Source organism: Chloroflexus sp. MS-CIW-1 (assembly GCF_030444705.1).
Classification (GTDB): Bacteria; Chloroflexota; Chloroflexia; order Chloroflexales; family Chloroflexaceae; genus Chloroflexus.
This window is the reverse complement of sequence record NZ_JAUBWR010000002.1, coordinates 401,570-418,503: the sequence shown is the minus strand read 5'-3', so window position 1 is coordinate 418,503 and position 16,934 is coordinate 401,570. Positions and strand designations below refer to the sequence as shown.

Here is a 16,934-nt window from a genome sequence, read left to right as displayed (position 1 = left end):
ACTGTTGATAACGCTTCCCAAGAGGCACGCAGGTTTCACCAAACTGATTTAGGCGAATTAGCGATGGCACACATAACAGTTCGTTAGCTGTTCTGGCCGCATAATGCCGTATTCACGCACCAATTGTCGACCGATCTCCAATTGGTTCGCCGGTGGTACATAGTCCATGTTGTAGACTTCTTCACGTGGGCGAACATACAGCTCAGGATTTCGGTGGCAGTTTAGACACCAGCCCATATAGAGAGCCTGTTGCTGCCAGACCACCGGCATGTTGTTGACCTGACCGTGGCACGTTGAACAGCCAATCCCTTTGTTGACGTGGATTGAGTGGTTGAAATACACAAAATTAGGCAGGTCATACACCTTTACCCACTCAATCGGTTTACCGGTGGCGTAACTCTCGCGCACCTTTTCAAGCAGTGGGCTATAGGTCTTGATTTGGGAATGGCAGGTCATGCAGGTTTCAGTTGCCGGAATGTTGGCAAAGTACGACTGATCGACTGACGTATGGCAGTAACGACAGTCCGTGCCAACCACATTTACGTGTAATTGGTGGCTAAAAGCCACTGGCTGCTCAATCGCGACATTAACCTGTCGGAAGTAGTTCGACCGGAAGTAGACACCGAGAATGAGAATCCCTTCAATGACGAGCAAGACGAGCGCAAAGATGCTCAAACGAGCTAGCAGGTTGGCATTACGGGGAAAAATCTGTGCCATGTTGCATTACCCTATCCAGGAAGCGAACTGCACGATGTCACCTAATCGGTATTATAGAACCGTTTTGCTTTTGCGTCAAATACCAGGACGCAAGTTCCTCTACTTTTGCCGTACAGGATGCCAAAAACGCGAAATAGATAGCGTGGTTTAAGTGACAGGTTTTTGCATATTTTGCATAACCCCTCATTCTAGTCACGTTGTCATATTGCCGCCTGGGTCACAGGTTTACCTGTGGCGATCACCTTCTTTTCTAATCATATCACAATTTTTTGTGCAATGAGCGTGCAATCTTGTGACAAATAGTGCAAGGAAATGTTCTTTCTGGTCTTTGCGTGACAACTCCATCTCGGTAGAAGCGGACCTCCTTACGCGGGTGTAGAGGTTTTTTTAGAGCTTGTACTCGACGAGTGACTGACTCCTCGCACTTTCACCCCTCCTGCTCTTCTCTCACAGCGGAAGGAAGAGGGAGCATGCGCAATCATTGCCTCCAACGGACGAGAAAGCGAGGCGAGCCCTCCCACAAGGCTAGAGGAAGGGAGAGCAAGCGACAGGTTGAAGAGCCATTCCCTGACTTACGGCTCTTCGTATCTTGCTGCGGCCGGCCGATAAATTATGGTATAGTGTGCAACAATGAGATACGTAGCACAGAGGACGTGCGATGAAAATAGCAATTATTGGGCTGCCAAATAGTGGGAAAACTACGGTTTTCAATGCTTTAACTCGTGGTCACGCCGAGACTGCGGCCTATTCTTCGGGTCAGCTCGAGCCAAACCTGGCAACCGTTAAGGTACCTGATCCACGGCTAGAGGTATTGGCACAGATGTTTAAGCCACGGAAAATCACGTATGCTGATGTCCAATATGTCGATATTGGCGGTTTGAGTGGAAGCGGGCGGGCTGGTGGTGGGTTACCGCCGGTATTGCTTAATTATATTGCTTCGGCTGACGCTCTCCTACATGTTGTGCGCGCTTTTGATGATCCGACAGTGCCGCATCCAAATGGTTCAATTGATCCACAGCGTGATATTGCGGCTGTCGATCTTGAATTGGCTTTTTCCGATTTGGGCATTATCGAACGACGCCTGAACCGACTGAATGCTGAGATTCCCAAATTACCGGCAAAAGAGAAGGAGTTGCGTACTGCCGAACGAGACCTGTTGCAGCGGTTACGTGAAGCGCTCGAAGCAGAAACGCCAATTCGGGCGCTTGAATTAACCGAAGACGAAGCGCGGATGATCCGTGGGTATCAGTTTCTCACGGCCAAGCCGATGCTGATTGCGCCCAATATCGGGGAAGCCGACATTGCCCATCCACCGCAGATTGCCTATCCTCACCCGCGTAGTGCTGTCGAGCCGTTGTGCGGTAAAATCGAGGCTGAGTTAGCCCAGCTTGATGATACCGAAGCACGGGTGTTCATGGATGATCTGGGGATCACGGCGCCGGCCCGTGACCGGGTGATTGCTGCAAGTTATGCGTTGCTTGGACTGGTCAGTTTTCTCACTGCCGGGCCTGATGAAGTACGCGCCTGGCCTGTTCCACGAGGAACGCCAGCCGTAGAGGCAGCAGGCGTGATCCATTCTGATATTCAACGCGGATTTATTCGGGCCGAAATTGTGGCGTACAGCGATCTGATTGCTGCTGGCGGCATGAACGAGGCAAAAAAAGCCGGTCTGGTTCGGATGGAAGGCAAGCAGTACATTATTCAAGATGGAGACATCTGCCATTTCCTCTTCAATGTCTGAACGATTGTGGACGGCGTCGCTGCGTTCTGCGCCATGGGGTGCGGCAGTTACCCACATGATGGCAGCAGCATTGGCAGCGGTTGATCCGGCCCAGGCAACCATTGCCACGCTCCGTCGCGAGGGTGAGTGGTTGCTGGTTGGTGAGCGGCGTTACGACCTGCAAGCATTCGACCGAATCTGGCTGGTTGGCGCAGGTAAGGCAGGTTCGGCAATGGCGCAGGCGACAGCACAGGTGTTGGGGGATCGACTGAGCGGCGGGATTGTAGTGGTGAAGGACGATGGTGCCCCGCTACCGGAGATTCCCGGTGTTACCCTGATGCGCGCTGCACATCCAACACCCGATGAACGGAGCGTGCTTGCCGGTCAACGCATTGCAACGCTGCTGGCTCAGGCATCCGAACGCGATCTGGTGGTGGCGCTGATTTCAGGGGGTGGATCGGCATTGCTCAACCTGCCGGTGACAGGGGTAACCCTGGCCGATATTCAGCAGCTTACCACCGAATTGCTCGCCTGTGGAGCGCCAATCGGCGCGATCAACACGATCCGGAAACATCTCGATCAGATCAAGGGTGGCGGATTGGTGCGAATGGCAGCGCCGGCGACTCTCGTCACTCTGATCCTCTCCGATGTGGTTGGTAGTCCGTTGGAAGTCATTGCCTCCGGGCCGACGGTCGCCGATCCGACGACGTTTGCCGAAGCACTGGCCGTGATCGAACGGTACGAATTGCGTAACCGCTGCCCACCGGCTATTTTGGCTTATCTTGCAGCGGGTGCACGCGGTGATCACCCTGAAACGCTCAAACCGGATGATCCCCGCGCAAGCAAGGTACAAAACGTCTTGATCGGAAGTAATGCTCAGGCCGCACAGGCAGCGCTAGCAGCAGCACAGACGGCTGGATTTCATACGATGATCTTGACAACCTTTTTAGAGGGAGAAGCCCGTGAGGTTGGTCAGGTGCTGGCGGCAATTGCACGCGAGATTGCGACATCTCATCAACCATTACCGCTGCCAGCATGTCTTATTGCCGGTGGCGAAACGACAGTAACGCTGCGCGGAACAGGGCGAGGTGGGCGTAACCAAGAGTTAGCGTTAAGTGCAGCGATTGCGCTGGATGGGCTTGAGCATGCGGCAGTGATTGCACTGGCAACCGATGGTGGTGATGGGCCAACCGATGCTGCTGGGGCAGTGGCAACCGGGGCAACGGTGAGACGCGCCAGAGCGTTAGGGTATGACCCGGTTGATCATTTGCGGCGAAACGATGCCTATCCCTTTTTTGCGGCATTAGATGACTTGCTCCGTCCTGGCCCAACTGGTACGAACGTAAACGATCTCGTGTTTATTGTTGTCGGTTGTTGACCATTGAAAACGAGAACCATCGTCGGTTACAACTTGGTGTAATCTGACAGAGCTTTTGTTCCGCAGCGAGAAGTTGCCCAATCCCCGTTGTCGAGCCTTATACGCACGTCGTGCCGGGCGGGTCGGGCACCCGCCCCTACGATGCAACGATAAGTGCTCGACTATATTTATGCACTCACAACTCAGCAAGTGCCTCTTCGACCGAAATGAGATAAGCCGGACCACCAATTGGAGCTGTGACCGTTTCTAATCCCAGACCGAGATCAGTGACGGCAGTGATCACAGCGGGCACGTACTCACGTTCGGTTATGAAGACCACCGTCGGGCCAGTATCGGTACTGGCATAAACCGGTATCCCGCGTGCACGCAGATCGTTGCACAGCCGGAATAGAGTAATGTTTTCCGGTTCCCAGCCAATAATGCGCTGCTCGCGCGAACCGGACATCGTCACGCCATGGAGACGCATGCTATCGAGTTCGGCGAGTTGACCGATGGTTTTCCAATCGCCCCGTCGTACCGCACCAATACACTCACGGACTTCATCGCCACGCGCCAACATCCAGGCGCGGAAGAAGATACTATGCGGCGCATCATGATGCGCCTGTTCGGTTTTCAAGCCGATCCGCGAATCGATAGGTACGGTGATCAACGCGATATTATCAAGTTCGTGGTGCTGATCGAGGCGCACGGCGTAGCTTTCGGCAGGAGGAATGCCAGGATAGCTAAGCCAGAGTGCCAATCCGCCAGCAGCGCTGCGACAACCGGAACCGGCCAGCAGGCGAGCCAGGGTGGATAGAAAACGGGTATGACCAGCCAGTTCTGGGCCGAAGATCGCACCCACGGCGGCACAAGCTAGCGCTGCCGCTGCCGACGCACTGGTTCCCAGACCCTTACCGGCCACCCGCGTGCGTAGCACATTCCGCGAAACAACACGGGCATGGCTGGTGATACCGGCCAGTGATCGTACGGCATCGAGCACTGTTACTACCCGCTCAAGTTCACGTCCCTGGGCCGGAATACCGCCGATAACAGCACTATCAACCGGTAAGGCAGGATCGAACTCGACCAGAGTCGTTGTGTGGGCAGCAGCATTGTTAAGTGAGATCGATGGCAAAAAGGCAATACGCTGTGCCCAATCACTCAGCCCGTGATATTTGAGCACACCCTGCATTGGGTACGCACGGGCAGCAGCAACACCGCGTGGACGGGCCGGAGGGAGAGATGGTAGTGGTGGGGGGATGAGCTGATAGTGTTGCAAATCGGCCAGGATGCGTTCGTGGGCCGACCGCATTGGGGCCACAAGATCGGCAAATTCTGGTGGAATGGTAGAGGTGTGCATAGACACGAATGTTTCCTGTACTGACGTTACACGAATGCTAAAGGCAAGTCAAAGATTCGCTCTGAGAGAGCAGTGTCCTGCCGAGTGCTGCTTTTCTGCCAGTTGCTCATCGTTCGGCATTGCCCCCTTCCTCTCGTGCAAAGAGGAAGGGGGAGAGCAGGTTGTGAGGAGATTCGGTCGATCTCCCTACTGCCGACCACCATAATTTGGTGCCTGTTTCGTAATAATGACATCGTGCGGATGGCTCTCAATCTGACCGGCAGTGGTAATACGGATAAAGCGTGCATTGCGCCGCAGCGCTTCAATATTAGCTGCGCCAACATACCCCATTCCTGCACGCAAGCCGCCGACTAACTGATAAACGGTATCGCTCAGTGGCCCTTTGAACGGTACCATACCCTCAATCCCCTCAGCTACCAGCTTGCGGGCCTCGGTAACATTGGTCTGGAAATAGCGATCACCACCGCCGCGTTGCATCGCCCCGATGCTCCCCATGCCGCGATAACTCTTATAGCTCCGACCTTCGTAGAGGATCAGTTCACCGGGACTCTCTTCGGTACCGGCGAAAATCGATCCGATCATAACGCTATGAGCACCGGCGGCAATTGCTTTAGGAATATCACCTGAATACTTAATACCGCCATCGGCAATAATCGGAATACCGTATGGTTCAGCGGCGCGGGCACAGTCAAAAATAGCCGTAATCTGAGGCATACCGGCGCCGGTGACAACGCGCGTGGTACAGATCGAACCAGGACCCTGCCCAACTTTCACTCCATCCACCCCACGCTCGATCAGGGCGATGGTAGCAGCGGCAGTTGAAACATTCCCGCCAATAAGCTGAATCTGAGGGAACAATTCCCGTAATTTGACTACGGCATCGAGCACACCACGCGAGTGGCCGTGAGCGGTATCGATCACTAAGACATCAACCCCGGCGCGTACCAGCTCAGTTGCGCGTTCGATATAATCGCCACTGACGCCAACGGCTGCGCCAACGCGCAGCCGTCCCATATCATCTTTGCAGGCGTTTGGATACTCGATTCGCTTCATAATGTCTTTGACGGTAATCATCCCGCTCAGTTTGCCTCGTTGATCGACGACCAATACCTTCTCGATTCGGTGACGGTGTAATACCTCCTTCGCCTCTTCAAGAGTCGTCCCTTCAGGAACCGTTACCAGGTTCCGTGATGTCATCAGATCGCGAATCGGACGGCTACGGTCGGTTTCAAAACGTAAATCGCGGTTGGTGATGATACCGACGAGATCGCCATCAGGGGTCGTGACAGGAACGCCGGAAATTTTGTATTCTGCCATTAGATCGAGGGCATCGCCAACAGTACGGTCGGGTGGTAGGGTAATCGGATCGGTGATCATACCACTCTCCGAACGTTTTACTTTGCGCACCATCTCGGCCTGGTTGGCAATCGGCATATTTTTGTGGATAATGCCAATGCCGCCTTCACGGGCAAGAGCAATGGCCAACCGATGTTCGGTGACTGTATCCATTGCAGCGCTCACGATCGGTATGTTGAGGCGAATGTTACGGGTAAGCCAGGTTGAGACATCGACAGTGGCCGGCAAAACATCGGATTCGGCTGGAATAAGGAGAACGTCATCAAAGGTCAGCCCTTCACGCGCAAATTTTTCTTCCCAAGCGATACCCATGCAAACCTCCTCCGGTACTGATTACAAAAAACCCCCGCGGTCAGCGCAGGGGGATGAATGACTGCTGCCTTAGAGCGACGTACAGAATAATCCATGTACAATTGAGGTCACGAGCGTCTTGCCCGCAGAGGCAAATGACATAACCAGCTCAGTGTACTAATGTTATGTGCATTGCTAGAGAACGATGGTCGCACCTTGTGCGTATCGTTCTGCGTGTACTATACTCCGAGCTGCCTGCCTCGTCAAACATGGCGGAGAACGAGAGACAATTCACGGTATAAATTCGATAACAGACATCTTGCCCTGGGCGTGTAACTATTCTCGTTGTCATTGTAAGATGCTATGATTAATCGAGGAACGTGGTGCGTTATCACTAGAGGAGTGATCGTATGGGCAAACGGATCGTGCGCAGTCTTGGTTTTGTTATCGCCAATGTTGTCGTGATGATCATTTTACATGGTAATTCACGACAATTTTGGCCAAAGATTCCTTATCTGAGTTTACGGAATGAGAGTACCGCAGAGCACACACGATTACTGTTCAACACGATGATGGTTGTTACCATTGGGCAGGCCCTGATCGGTCAGTTACCACGTGAACGCTGGTTGCCACGTGGGATTGTACTGGCGGTGCTTCCGGCATTACTGCCAGCCTTGATCTTTTTAGGACGACGAGTGCTCCGCCTACAAGGTGATGCTGGCGAACGTTACAATCTCAGTCTGGTACCACTATTACCGATTGCCGCTTCAGTGCTGGAAGAAATACTTACCGCAAAGCTTAATCCACCTGCGGATGAACCACACGCAGATTACAGCCATCTCGTGTGAAGAGGAGTGTAACTACTCAGCGCCATTCGGCGAACATCACATCATTGCCACGAGTAGGGACACCGACACCACCACGAACCGGTGCACCCTGCTCGTCGCGCACAGTAAATGTCACTTCTTGGCGTGGGCGTAAGCCGCAAATACGGGCATCACCACTCGCATCGAAAACTGCGCCGAGTCGCAGACCATCTACTGAAACGCTCCAGCCACTTGTATCAACACCTCTAATCTGAATGAGCACACAGCGTGAATCTTCAGTCTCACTTAGCTTCCTGAATCGTAACCGGGGAGGTTCAGGTGGAACAGTTGGCGTCGGTGGCGGTGGAACATCGATGTTGTCGATCAACCATCGTTCAATATAGCCACTGCGTCCCGCCAGATTCTGATCGCTGCTGGTTCGAAGCCGTATCCGATACCAGCCTGCGGGTTGATCACTCAAGATTTCCACTTCATCGCCATTCCGAATTGGATCGGTTAGGCTACTGGTAGCTACCGGTTCAGCATACAGACGGGAGAACAGACCCTGACCATCTTCTTCAATCCGACCGGTATAGCGATATTCTGCGCGCACACCAGCAACAGTTCGGATACTGATGAAGTCACGCAGAGTCACCGCCGCACCAGGCACCGGTGTACCGTTCAGTTCGAGGGTGAACGGAATTGCCCCAGCAAGGGAAGTTTTCAGGTTTGCAAGACGCAGGCGTAATTCACTATCGCTACTACCAGCAATGATCGTCAATGCAATCGGCTCGTAGCCAGCCGCACGAAGGGTTGCCGTGCGTACCGTTGATAATCCTGCACCCTGCACGGTAAATTCAAGTGGTATTGCTCCGGTGAAGAGTTCGGTTGGCATGATCCGATCAACGCGAAATGCGAGTACCGGAGATGGTGATGGCAAGGGGCTGGGGGTCATTGTCGGCGTTGGCGATGGTGTTACCAGCGGTGTTGCCGGTTCAACAACCGCTGTAGGAGATGTGACAACAAGGTCTGATGGGGGGACACGATTCAACCCAATTGCAGATGCCAAAGCAAGCAAGACAATGATGACGACGCCAATACCGACCGGAACTGCCATGTTCAGATCAGAACGCTGTTTCGTGATCGTCGATTGTGAGAGCTGTCGTTCAAGAGTATCGATGGTTTGCATGACCTCGCCGACCCGCGGATCATGGGCTGGCAATCGTTCAAGTGCACTGCGATACTCATTCAACGCTTGATACGGTTGACCCTGATCGTATAACGTAGAGGCCCTGGTCATGAGCTGCGCAACCGGGTCAGGTAAAGATGGTGTTGGCAACGACGGCGATGGCTCCTCAACCGGAGCCATTGTTGGTGAGGGCAAAATGGCCTGCCAATCTTTCAATGGAGGGCACATCGACGGGCTGGTGCTCTGCCAGAGACGATCAAGCATTTGCGCCGGGCCTAGCCCCCACCGTCTGGCTAATGCCTCGCGGAGAATGTGGTAGCGTTCGGTCGGTTGCAGCAGGTCAGCGGCAGAAAAAAAGCTGTTATCAGCCGCAGCGTTGCGCACGTTTTCATCACACCAACCGAGTAATTCCAAGATCAAGAGTGCACCACTGAAGCGGTCGGCCATTAACCCTTGTGCAGGTGCAGGATGCAGATAGGGGCTAACTGGTGGCGGCAGTGGTAACCGTAACACGCCTGCGCCGTGCACCGTTTCAAGATCAACCAGTGCAACAGATGCCGCAGCCCCCAGATCGATCAGGCCAGGCAGCATAACATTGGCCGATTGCAGATCACCGTGTACCAGTCCTCGCTGCTCGAGGTTAACCAGAACATCGGCCAGAGCATGGGCAAGGTTCAGGCATTGTGATGGCGTGAGTGGACGACGATAGCGTATCAGTTCTTGCCAAGGCGGCCCATGAACCCACGGCATCAGAATAGCGTATTCGAGTTCGGGATAGGTTCTGATCAGGGCGGGTTGATCGGCAGCGGTAAGAACAAGGCGGCGTGCTGCTTGTAAACCGGGAATCGCACTAAGTGGTTGAAGCTGCAACGCATGGGTGCAAAGGGCCTGATCACGAAGCTGTGATTGCACCTTCAAGGCAACAAAACCATTAGTACTGCGCAATTGCACAACGCGGCTGGATTGCCCCTCCTGGATGAAGGGGTAACCAGGGATGGCCGGATGGGCACAGACGTAATAACTGGTTCCCTCGATGATCAATTGCTCGTCAATATTTACCTGAAAGGGCATGGATTTAGTCTCTATCTAAGCAGTGAACGGCTAAACCTGGCATAGCGAGGTTCGTAACTCTGACCCGTTCGTGATTCTGACCTGGATGATATGAGCAGTATACCACCTCGAGATGTTAGCTAGATCAGGTTTGGACGGGCAATGGTCACTGTGGCAGACAGTGATGTGTCCTATGTATGGATTGCATATGTTCAAGCAATATTTGATCTGAACCGACAACTGGCGGATCGGCAATTGCAAGACATTATCTGGGCAAATAGTGAACAATTCTCAATTGTTGAGGTCTTGACGAATTGCGTTATGCACTGTAGGCTATATGATGTACCCCTTGTTATCTATGTCACAACTGATCTGGTATGGTAGCGTTTGCGTCAAGGAGGACTGTCGATGATCGACACTGCGCCCCCCGCCCCATCACGGGCGCCACGTTCTAATCCAATTCGGAATCGTCAAGATTGGGAAGCTCAGCGCGCTGCTGCGCTGGCCGATCCCGGCGCCTTCCACGGCGCGATTGCTCGCACGGTCATTCACTGGTACGATCCGCAACACAACTGTTGGATTCGGTTTAACGAAGAAAGCCAACGCTGGGAAGGGCTTGACGCTGCCACCGGTGCGCCGGTTGCGGTCGATTACCCGGTCGATTATCAGCCCTGGCAAAAGGCGTTTGATGACAGTGAAGCACCGTTCTACCGCTGGTTCATCGGCGGACTGACCAATGCCTGTTTCAATGAGGTTGACCGGCATGTCATGCTCGGTTACGGCGACGAGGTTGCATACTACTTTGAGGGCGATCGTTGGGATAACTCGCTCAACAATGGTCGTGGCGGCCCGGTGGTGCAAGAAACGATTACGCGACGGCGCTTGCTAGTCGAAGTCGTGAAAGCAGCCCAGGTGTTGCGCGATTTAGGTTTGAAGAAGGGCGATCGGATCGCGCTCAATATGCCAAATATTATGCCGCAGATTTATTATACCGAAGCGGCGAAACGACTGGGTATCTTATATACACCGGTATTTGGTGGTTTCTCAGATAAAACTCTGTCAGATCGTATTCATAATGCGGGTGCACGGGTTGTCATCACCTCTGACGGTGCCTATCGTAATGCGCAGGTTGTTCCATACAAAGAAGCGTACACCGATCAGGCGCTCGACAAGTACATTCCGGTTGAAACAGCACGGCAGATTGTGATCGACACGCTGGCAACGCTATCGCTGAACGATGATCAGCGTCAGACAATTGTCAGCGAAGTCGATGCGGCACTGGCCGGCGAGATTACGGTTGAGCGTTCGGATGTGATGCGCGGAGTTGGCGCAGCGCTGGCGAAATTGCGTGATCTCGATGCTGCCGTGCAGGCGAAGATACGCACCACGCTGGCACAGGCGTTAGTTGAGTCTCCGCCACGGGTCGATGCGGTTGTGGTAGTGCGCCATACCGGCCAGGAAATTCTGTGGAATGCAAGCCGTGACCGGTGGAGCCATGAACTGCTCGATGCCGCGCTAGAGAAGATTCTGGCTAATGCCCGTGCTGCCGGTTTTGATGTCCACTCTGAGGCTGATTTACTCAATCTGCCCGATGACAAGCTTGTACCTGCCCTCTATGCCAGTATTCCCTGCGAGCCGGTTGATGCCGAGTATCCGATGTTTATCATTTACACCTCCGGTAGCACCGGTAAACCCAAAGGCGTGATCCACGTGCATGGTGGGTATGTGGCAGGCGTGGTCCACACCTTGCGGGTCAGTTTTGATGCCGAGCCGGGCGATACTATCTACGTGATCGCCGATCCGGGTTGGATCACCGGTCAGAGCTATATGCTGACGGCAACTATGGCCGGTCGCTTGACGGGTGTGATCGCCGAGGGATCGCCGCTCTTCCCCTCTGCCGGACGCTACGCTAGTATCATTGAACGCTACGGTGTCCAGATTTTTAAGGCGGGTGTCACGTTCCTCAAGACGGTGATGTCTAACCCGCAAAATATCGAAGACGTGCGCATGTACGATATGCACTCACTGCGGGTTGCCACCTTCTGTGCTGAACCGGTTAGCCCGGCGGTGCAGCAATTTGGAATGCAGATTATGACCCCGCAGTACATTAATTCGTACTGGGCCACCGAGCACGGTGGTATCGTCTGGACACACTTCTACGGTAATCAAGACTTTCCGCTGCGCCCCGATGCTCATACGTATCCGTTACCGTGGATTGCCGGTGATGTGTGGGTGGCTGAAACCGACGAGAGTGGGAACGTTCGGTATCGAGTAGCCGATTTTGAAGAAAAGGGCGAAATTGTCATCACTGCGCCGTATCCTTACCTAACCCGCACGATCTGGGGCGATGTACCCGGCTTTGAAGCATACTTGCGGGGAGAAATCCCACTAACGGCGTGGAAGGGAGATGCCGAACGCTTTATCAAGACCTACTGGCGCCGCGGACCGAATGGTGAATGGGGCTATATTCAGGGCGATTTCGCCATGAAGTATCCCGACGGCAGCTTCACCCTCCACGGTCGTTCAGACGACGTCATCAACGTTTCTGGTCACCGAATGGGTACGGAAGAGATCGAAGGGGCAATCTTGCGTGATCGCCAGATTACGCCCGATTCGCCGGTAGGTAATTGTATTGTGGTTGGTGCACCACACCGCGAGAAGGGCTTGACACCGGTGGCCTTTATTCAGCCTGCGCCCGGTCGGCATCTTACCGGTGCTGACCGTCGGCGGCTCGATGAGTTGGTGCGCACCGAGAAGGGTGCGGTGAGCGTTCCCGAAGATTACATTGAAGTGAGCGCTTTCCCCGAAACGCGCAGTGGCAAATATATGCGTCGCTTCCTGCGCAATATGATGCTCGACGAACCACTCGGTGATACGACAACGCTGCGTAACCCAGAGGTGCTGGAAGAGATTGCCGCAAAGATTGCTGAGTGGAAGCGTAAGCAGCGCATGGCGGAAGAGCAGCAGATCATCGAACGCTACCGCTATTTCCGCATCGAGTACCATCCACCGACAGCCAGCGCCGGTAAGCTGGCCGTCGTGACGGTAACCAATCCGCCGGTTAATGCACTGAATGAGCGTGCACTTGATGAGTTGAATACGATTGTTGATCACCTTGCCCGACGGAACGACGTAGCAGCAATCGTCTTTACCGGCCAGGGCGCCAAGAGTTTCGTCGCCGGGGCTGATATTCGCCAGTTACTCGAAGAGATTCACACGGTCGAAGAGGCGATGGCCCTACCCAACAATGCGCACCTCGCCTTCCGTAAGATCGAACGGATGAACAAGCCGTGCATTGCAGCCATCAACGGTGTCGCACTGGGTGGTGGACTTGAATTCGCCATGGCCTGTCACTATCGCGTGGCCGATGTTTACGCCGAGTTTGGTCAACCAGAGATTAATCTGCGCTTACTGCCGGGCTATGGCGGTACTCAGCGTCTGCCACGGTTGCTGTACAAGCGGAACAACGGTACCGGTCTCTTACGTGCGCTGGAGATGATCCTGGGTGGGCGGAGTATACCGGCTGACGAGGCGTTAGAATTGGGCTTGATCGACGCAATTGCTACTGGCGATCAAGATGCACTTTCACTGGCATGCGAGCTGGCCCGCGCTGCGATTGGCACTGATGGGCAGTTGATCGATACGGCTGCCGTTACACAGGCGTTCCGCCATCGTCATGAACAACTCGAAGAGTGGCGCAAGCCCGATCCCCGCTTCGCTGACGATGAACTGCGCTCGATTATCGCCCATCCGCGTATCGAGCGGGTGATTAAGCAGGCGCATAGTGTTGGTCGCGATACGGCAGTCCATCGCGCTTTGGAAGCGATCCGCTATGGCTTTATCCACGGCTTCGAGGCAGGTCTTGAACACGAAGCGAAGCTCTTTGCCGAAGCGGTAGTTGACCCGAACGGCGGTAAGCGTGGTATCCGCGAGTTCCTTGATCGCCAGAGTGCACCGCTGCCGACACGCCGACCGTTGATCACACCTGAACAGGAGCGAATCTTGCTCGAACAAAAAGAACTTTTACCGATCGGTTCGCCTTTCTTCCCCGGTGTTGATCGGATTCCGAAGTGGCAATATGCGCAGGCGGTCATTCGTGATCCTGAAACCGGTGCTGCTGCACACGGCGATCCGATAGTGGCCGAAAAACAGATTATCGTGCCGGTGGAACGACCACGGGCGAATCAGGCCCTCATCTACGTCCTGGCCTCAGAGGTAAACTTCAACGACATCTGGGCAATTACCGGTATTCCGGTCTCGCGGTTTGATGAACACGACCGCGACTGGCACGTTACCGGTTCGGGTGGCATCGGTCTGATCGTTGCCCTTGGTGAGGAGGCGCGACGCGAGGGGCGGCTGAAGGTGGGCGATCTGGTTGCCATCTACTCTGGTCAGTCGGATTTGTTGTCACCGATGATGGGACTTGATCCGATGGCAGCCGACTTCGTGATCCAGGGGAATGATACGCCAGATGGTTCACACCAGCAATTTATGCTGGCGCAGGCACCGCAATGTCTCGCTATTCCCACCGATATGAGTATTGAAGCGGCGGGAAGCTATATCCTTAACCTGGGTACAATCTATCGTGCGCTTTTCACTACGCTACGGATTCAGGCCGGTCGGACGATCTTCATCGAAGGTGCCGCTACCGGTACCGGTCTGGATGCCGCCCGGTCGGCAGCACGCAACGGCCTGCGCGTGATCGGTATGGTCAGTTCGGCGGAACGCGCAGCGACTCTCCTTGCAGCGGGCGCCCATGGCGCGATCAATCGTAAGGATCCGTCGGTAGCGAATTGCTTTACCCGTGTACCGGAAGACCCGGCAGCCTGGGCAGAGTGGGAGGCCGCTGGCCAGCCATTGCTCGAGATGTTCCGTGCGCAGAACAACGGTCGCCTGGCCGATTACGTAGTTTCTCATGCTGGTGAGACGGCATTCCCGCGGAGTTTCCAACTGCTCGGTGAGCCGCACGATGGACATATTCCGACGCTGACCTTCTACGGTGCCACGAGCGGCTATCACTTTACCTTCCTCGGTAAACCGGGCGCCGCTTCGCCAACCGAGATGTTGCGGCGAGCCAATCTGCGTGCCGGTGAGGCCGTGCTCATCTATTACGGTGTCGGCGGCGACGATTTGGTCGATGCCGGTGGTCTGGAAGCCATCGAGGCGGCACGTCTCCTGGGCGCACGGATTGTCGTGGTTACGGTAAACGATGCGCAACGCGAGTTCATCCTGTCGCTTGGGTTCGGTGCTGCGTTGCGCGGAGTGGTGAGTTTAGCCGAACTCAAACGCCGCTTTGGCGATGAATTCGAGTGGCCACGCACGATGCCGCCACTACCCAATGCTCGTCAGGACCCGCAAGGTTTGAAAGAGGCGGTGCGTCGCTTTAACGATCTGGTCTTCAAGCCGCTCGGTAGTGCGGTTGGCACGTTCTTGCGCAGTGCCGATAATCCTCGCGGCTATCCCGATCTGATCATCGAACGGGCAGATCACGATGCGCTGGCCGTGAGCGCAATGCTGATTAAGCCCTTCACCGGTCGGATCGTCTACTTCGAGGATATTGGTGGGCGACGCTACTCCTTCTTCGCGCCCCAAATCTGGGTGCGACAACGCCGCATCTATATGCCAACTGCGCAAATCTTCGGCACCCATCTCTCGAACGCTTACGAGGTCTTGCGCCTCAACGATGAGATTAGCGCTGGTCTGTTGACAATCACCGAACCGGCGGTGGTGCCGTGGGATAAGTTGCCCGAAGCACATCAGGCAATGTGGGAAAATCGCCACACCGCAGCTACGTATGTAGTCAATCACGCCTTGCCACGACTCGGCCTGAAGAGCAAAGACGAGTTGTACGAGGCCTGGACGGCTGGTGAGCGATAACGGTGAAGGGGGCGGGTTTCAGAACCCGCCCCCGACTTATTTAGAGCCTATCTGAACCTCACAGTACAGCGGATGAAACCTGATAGATGTACGGGCGCAGCGCCGCTGCGCCCCAACCGATCTTCTTCTGCGACACAGGGTATTCCGTATAGGCTCTTAGTCCGTTTGGTGCTGACGTGGCTGGCCTGAAGGACACACTCGTTCGAGCCAGACAATCCCGGCAAGGGCCACGATCAGGAGACCAGCGAAAACGAGGTACGCTTCTGAAGGGCGGGCCTGGGTAATGTATACGCCAATTAAGCCGCTGGCACCTGCCAGTAGATAGCAGGTAAGAACCGCTTCGCGCTTTGTCATTCCTAATGCGTGGAGGCGGTGTGAAAGATGGTCTTTACCGGCCGTAGTAAAGGGATTTACCCCACGGCGAACACGAGCAACGAAGACCAGGGCCAGATCGAAGAGTGGTAAACCCAGGACGCAGACCGGTACCAGCCAGGTTACCAGCGGAATGTTGTTGAGAAAGCGCAGTTTGATCGCTAGGGCTGCCAGGATGAATCCGATAAAGAGACTGCCGGTATCACCCATAAAGATACTGGCGGGGTTGAAATTGTAGCGTAAAAATCCGATACAGGCACCAATCAGAGCAGCAGCCATTGCGCCGACTAATACCTGCCGCGGTTGATTCATAGCCGCCAGGAGCAGAAAAAAAGCAGCCGCAATAGTAGCCACTCCACCTGAAAGCCCATCCATGTTGTCGAGAAAGTTGATGGCATTGGTAATGACAACGACCCATAGCAAGGTCAAGGCCCAGTTAAGAGCAGGCCACGGCAAGAGTTGTACCTGAGTGCCGGCGAGGAGTAAGACCGTTGCAGCCAACATCTGACCGCCGAGTTTGATTATTGCCGGCATGCCCCACCGATCATCAGCTAAACCAAAGAGTGAGACAATCGTAGCGCCGAGCAAAATCCCAATCAGTTCACGAATATGAGCCAGATCACCGAATAACAGCAGTGCAGCAACAAATGCAGTGTAGATTGCCGCCCCACCAAGAAGAGGGATTGGTGTCGTGTGACTGTCGCGACTGCGTGGGATTGCAATAAGTCCACTACGTAGGGCGGTTCGCCGCGCAATTGGCGTAACCAGGATCGAGAAGGTAAGCGCCGCTATCAAGATCAAGGCAATGTTTGCCATAGCATACATTCCCAGTGCATTGA

Annotated in this window: 9 protein-coding genes; 4 read left to right on the top strand and 5 right to left on the bottom strand. The window is 54.6% G+C overall.

The genetic code is table 11. The features are described from left to right. Positions 1 to 57 precede the first annotated feature (57 nt). Complete coding sequence (locus QTO31_RS14670; RefSeq protein ID WP_301429815.1) at positions 58 to 717, bottom strand: cytochrome c3 family protein; 660 nt, start codon at positions 715 to 717, stop codon at positions 58 to 60. A 658-nt stretch (positions 718 to 1,375) separates the two neighbouring features. Between QTO31_RS14670 and ychF the strand changes: the two genes are divergently transcribed. Further along, positions 1,376 to 2,458, top strand: a complete 1,083-nt coding sequence (ychF, locus tag QTO31_RS14665; RefSeq protein ID WP_301429813.1) for a redox-regulated ATPase YchF — start codon at positions 1,376 to 1,378, stop codon at positions 2,456 to 2,458. After that, positions 2,451 to 3,815, top strand: a complete 1,365-nt coding sequence (locus QTO31_RS14660) for a glycerate kinase (RefSeq protein ID WP_367620650.1) — start codon at positions 2,451 to 2,453, stop codon at positions 3,813 to 3,815. Before ychF ends, QTO31_RS14660 begins: the two co-directional genes overlap by 8 nt. Positions 3,816 to 3,990: 175 nt before the next feature. On the opposite strand, the gene QTO31_RS14655 is transcribed toward QTO31_RS14660, so the two are convergent. Next, complete coding sequence (locus QTO31_RS14655; protein WP_031458365.1) at positions 3,991 to 5,154, bottom strand: diphosphomevalonate/mevalonate 3,5-bisphosphate decarboxylase family protein; 1,164 nt, start codon at positions 5,152 to 5,154, stop codon at positions 3,991 to 3,993. Positions 5,155 to 5,340: 186 nt separating this feature from the next. Beyond that, complete coding sequence (guaB, locus tag QTO31_RS14650; protein WP_301429810.1) at positions 5,341 to 6,822, bottom strand: IMP dehydrogenase; 1,482 nt, start codon at positions 6,820 to 6,822, stop codon at positions 5,341 to 5,343. Positions 6,823 to 7,211: 389 nt separating this feature from the next. Between guaB and QTO31_RS14645 the strand changes: the two genes are divergently transcribed. Continuing rightward, positions 7,212 to 7,649 carry a hypothetical protein gene (locus tag QTO31_RS14645; RefSeq protein WP_031458367.1) on the top strand — a complete coding sequence of 146 codons (438 nt, stop codon included), beginning with the start codon at positions 7,212 to 7,214 and terminating at the stop codon, positions 7,647 to 7,649. A 16-nt stretch (positions 7,650 to 7,665) separates the two neighbouring features. Here QTO31_RS14645 and QTO31_RS14640 read toward each other — a convergent pair whose 3' ends face one another. Further along, positions 7,666 to 9,867 (bottom strand): serine/threonine protein phosphatase, encoded by a 2,202-nt coding sequence (locus QTO31_RS14640; RefSeq protein ID WP_301429808.1) that lies wholly within the window; start codon positions 9,865 to 9,867, stop codon positions 7,666 to 7,668. A 387-nt stretch (positions 9,868 to 10,254) separates the two neighbouring features. Between QTO31_RS14640 and pcs the strand changes: the two genes are divergently transcribed. Then, complete coding sequence (gene pcs / locus QTO31_RS14635; RefSeq protein WP_301429807.1) at positions 10,255 to 15,723, top strand: propionyl-CoA synthase subunit Pcs; 5,469 nt, start codon at positions 10,255 to 10,257, stop codon at positions 15,721 to 15,723. A 156-nt stretch (positions 15,724 to 15,879) separates the two neighbouring features. Here the strand turns inward: pcs and QTO31_RS14630 are convergent, their stop codons facing one another. Then, positions 15,880 to 16,911, bottom strand: a complete 1,032-nt coding sequence (locus tag QTO31_RS14630) for an MraY family glycosyltransferase (protein WP_301429806.1) — start codon at positions 16,909 to 16,911, stop codon at positions 15,880 to 15,882. Positions 16,912 to 16,934 lie beyond the last annotated feature (23 nt).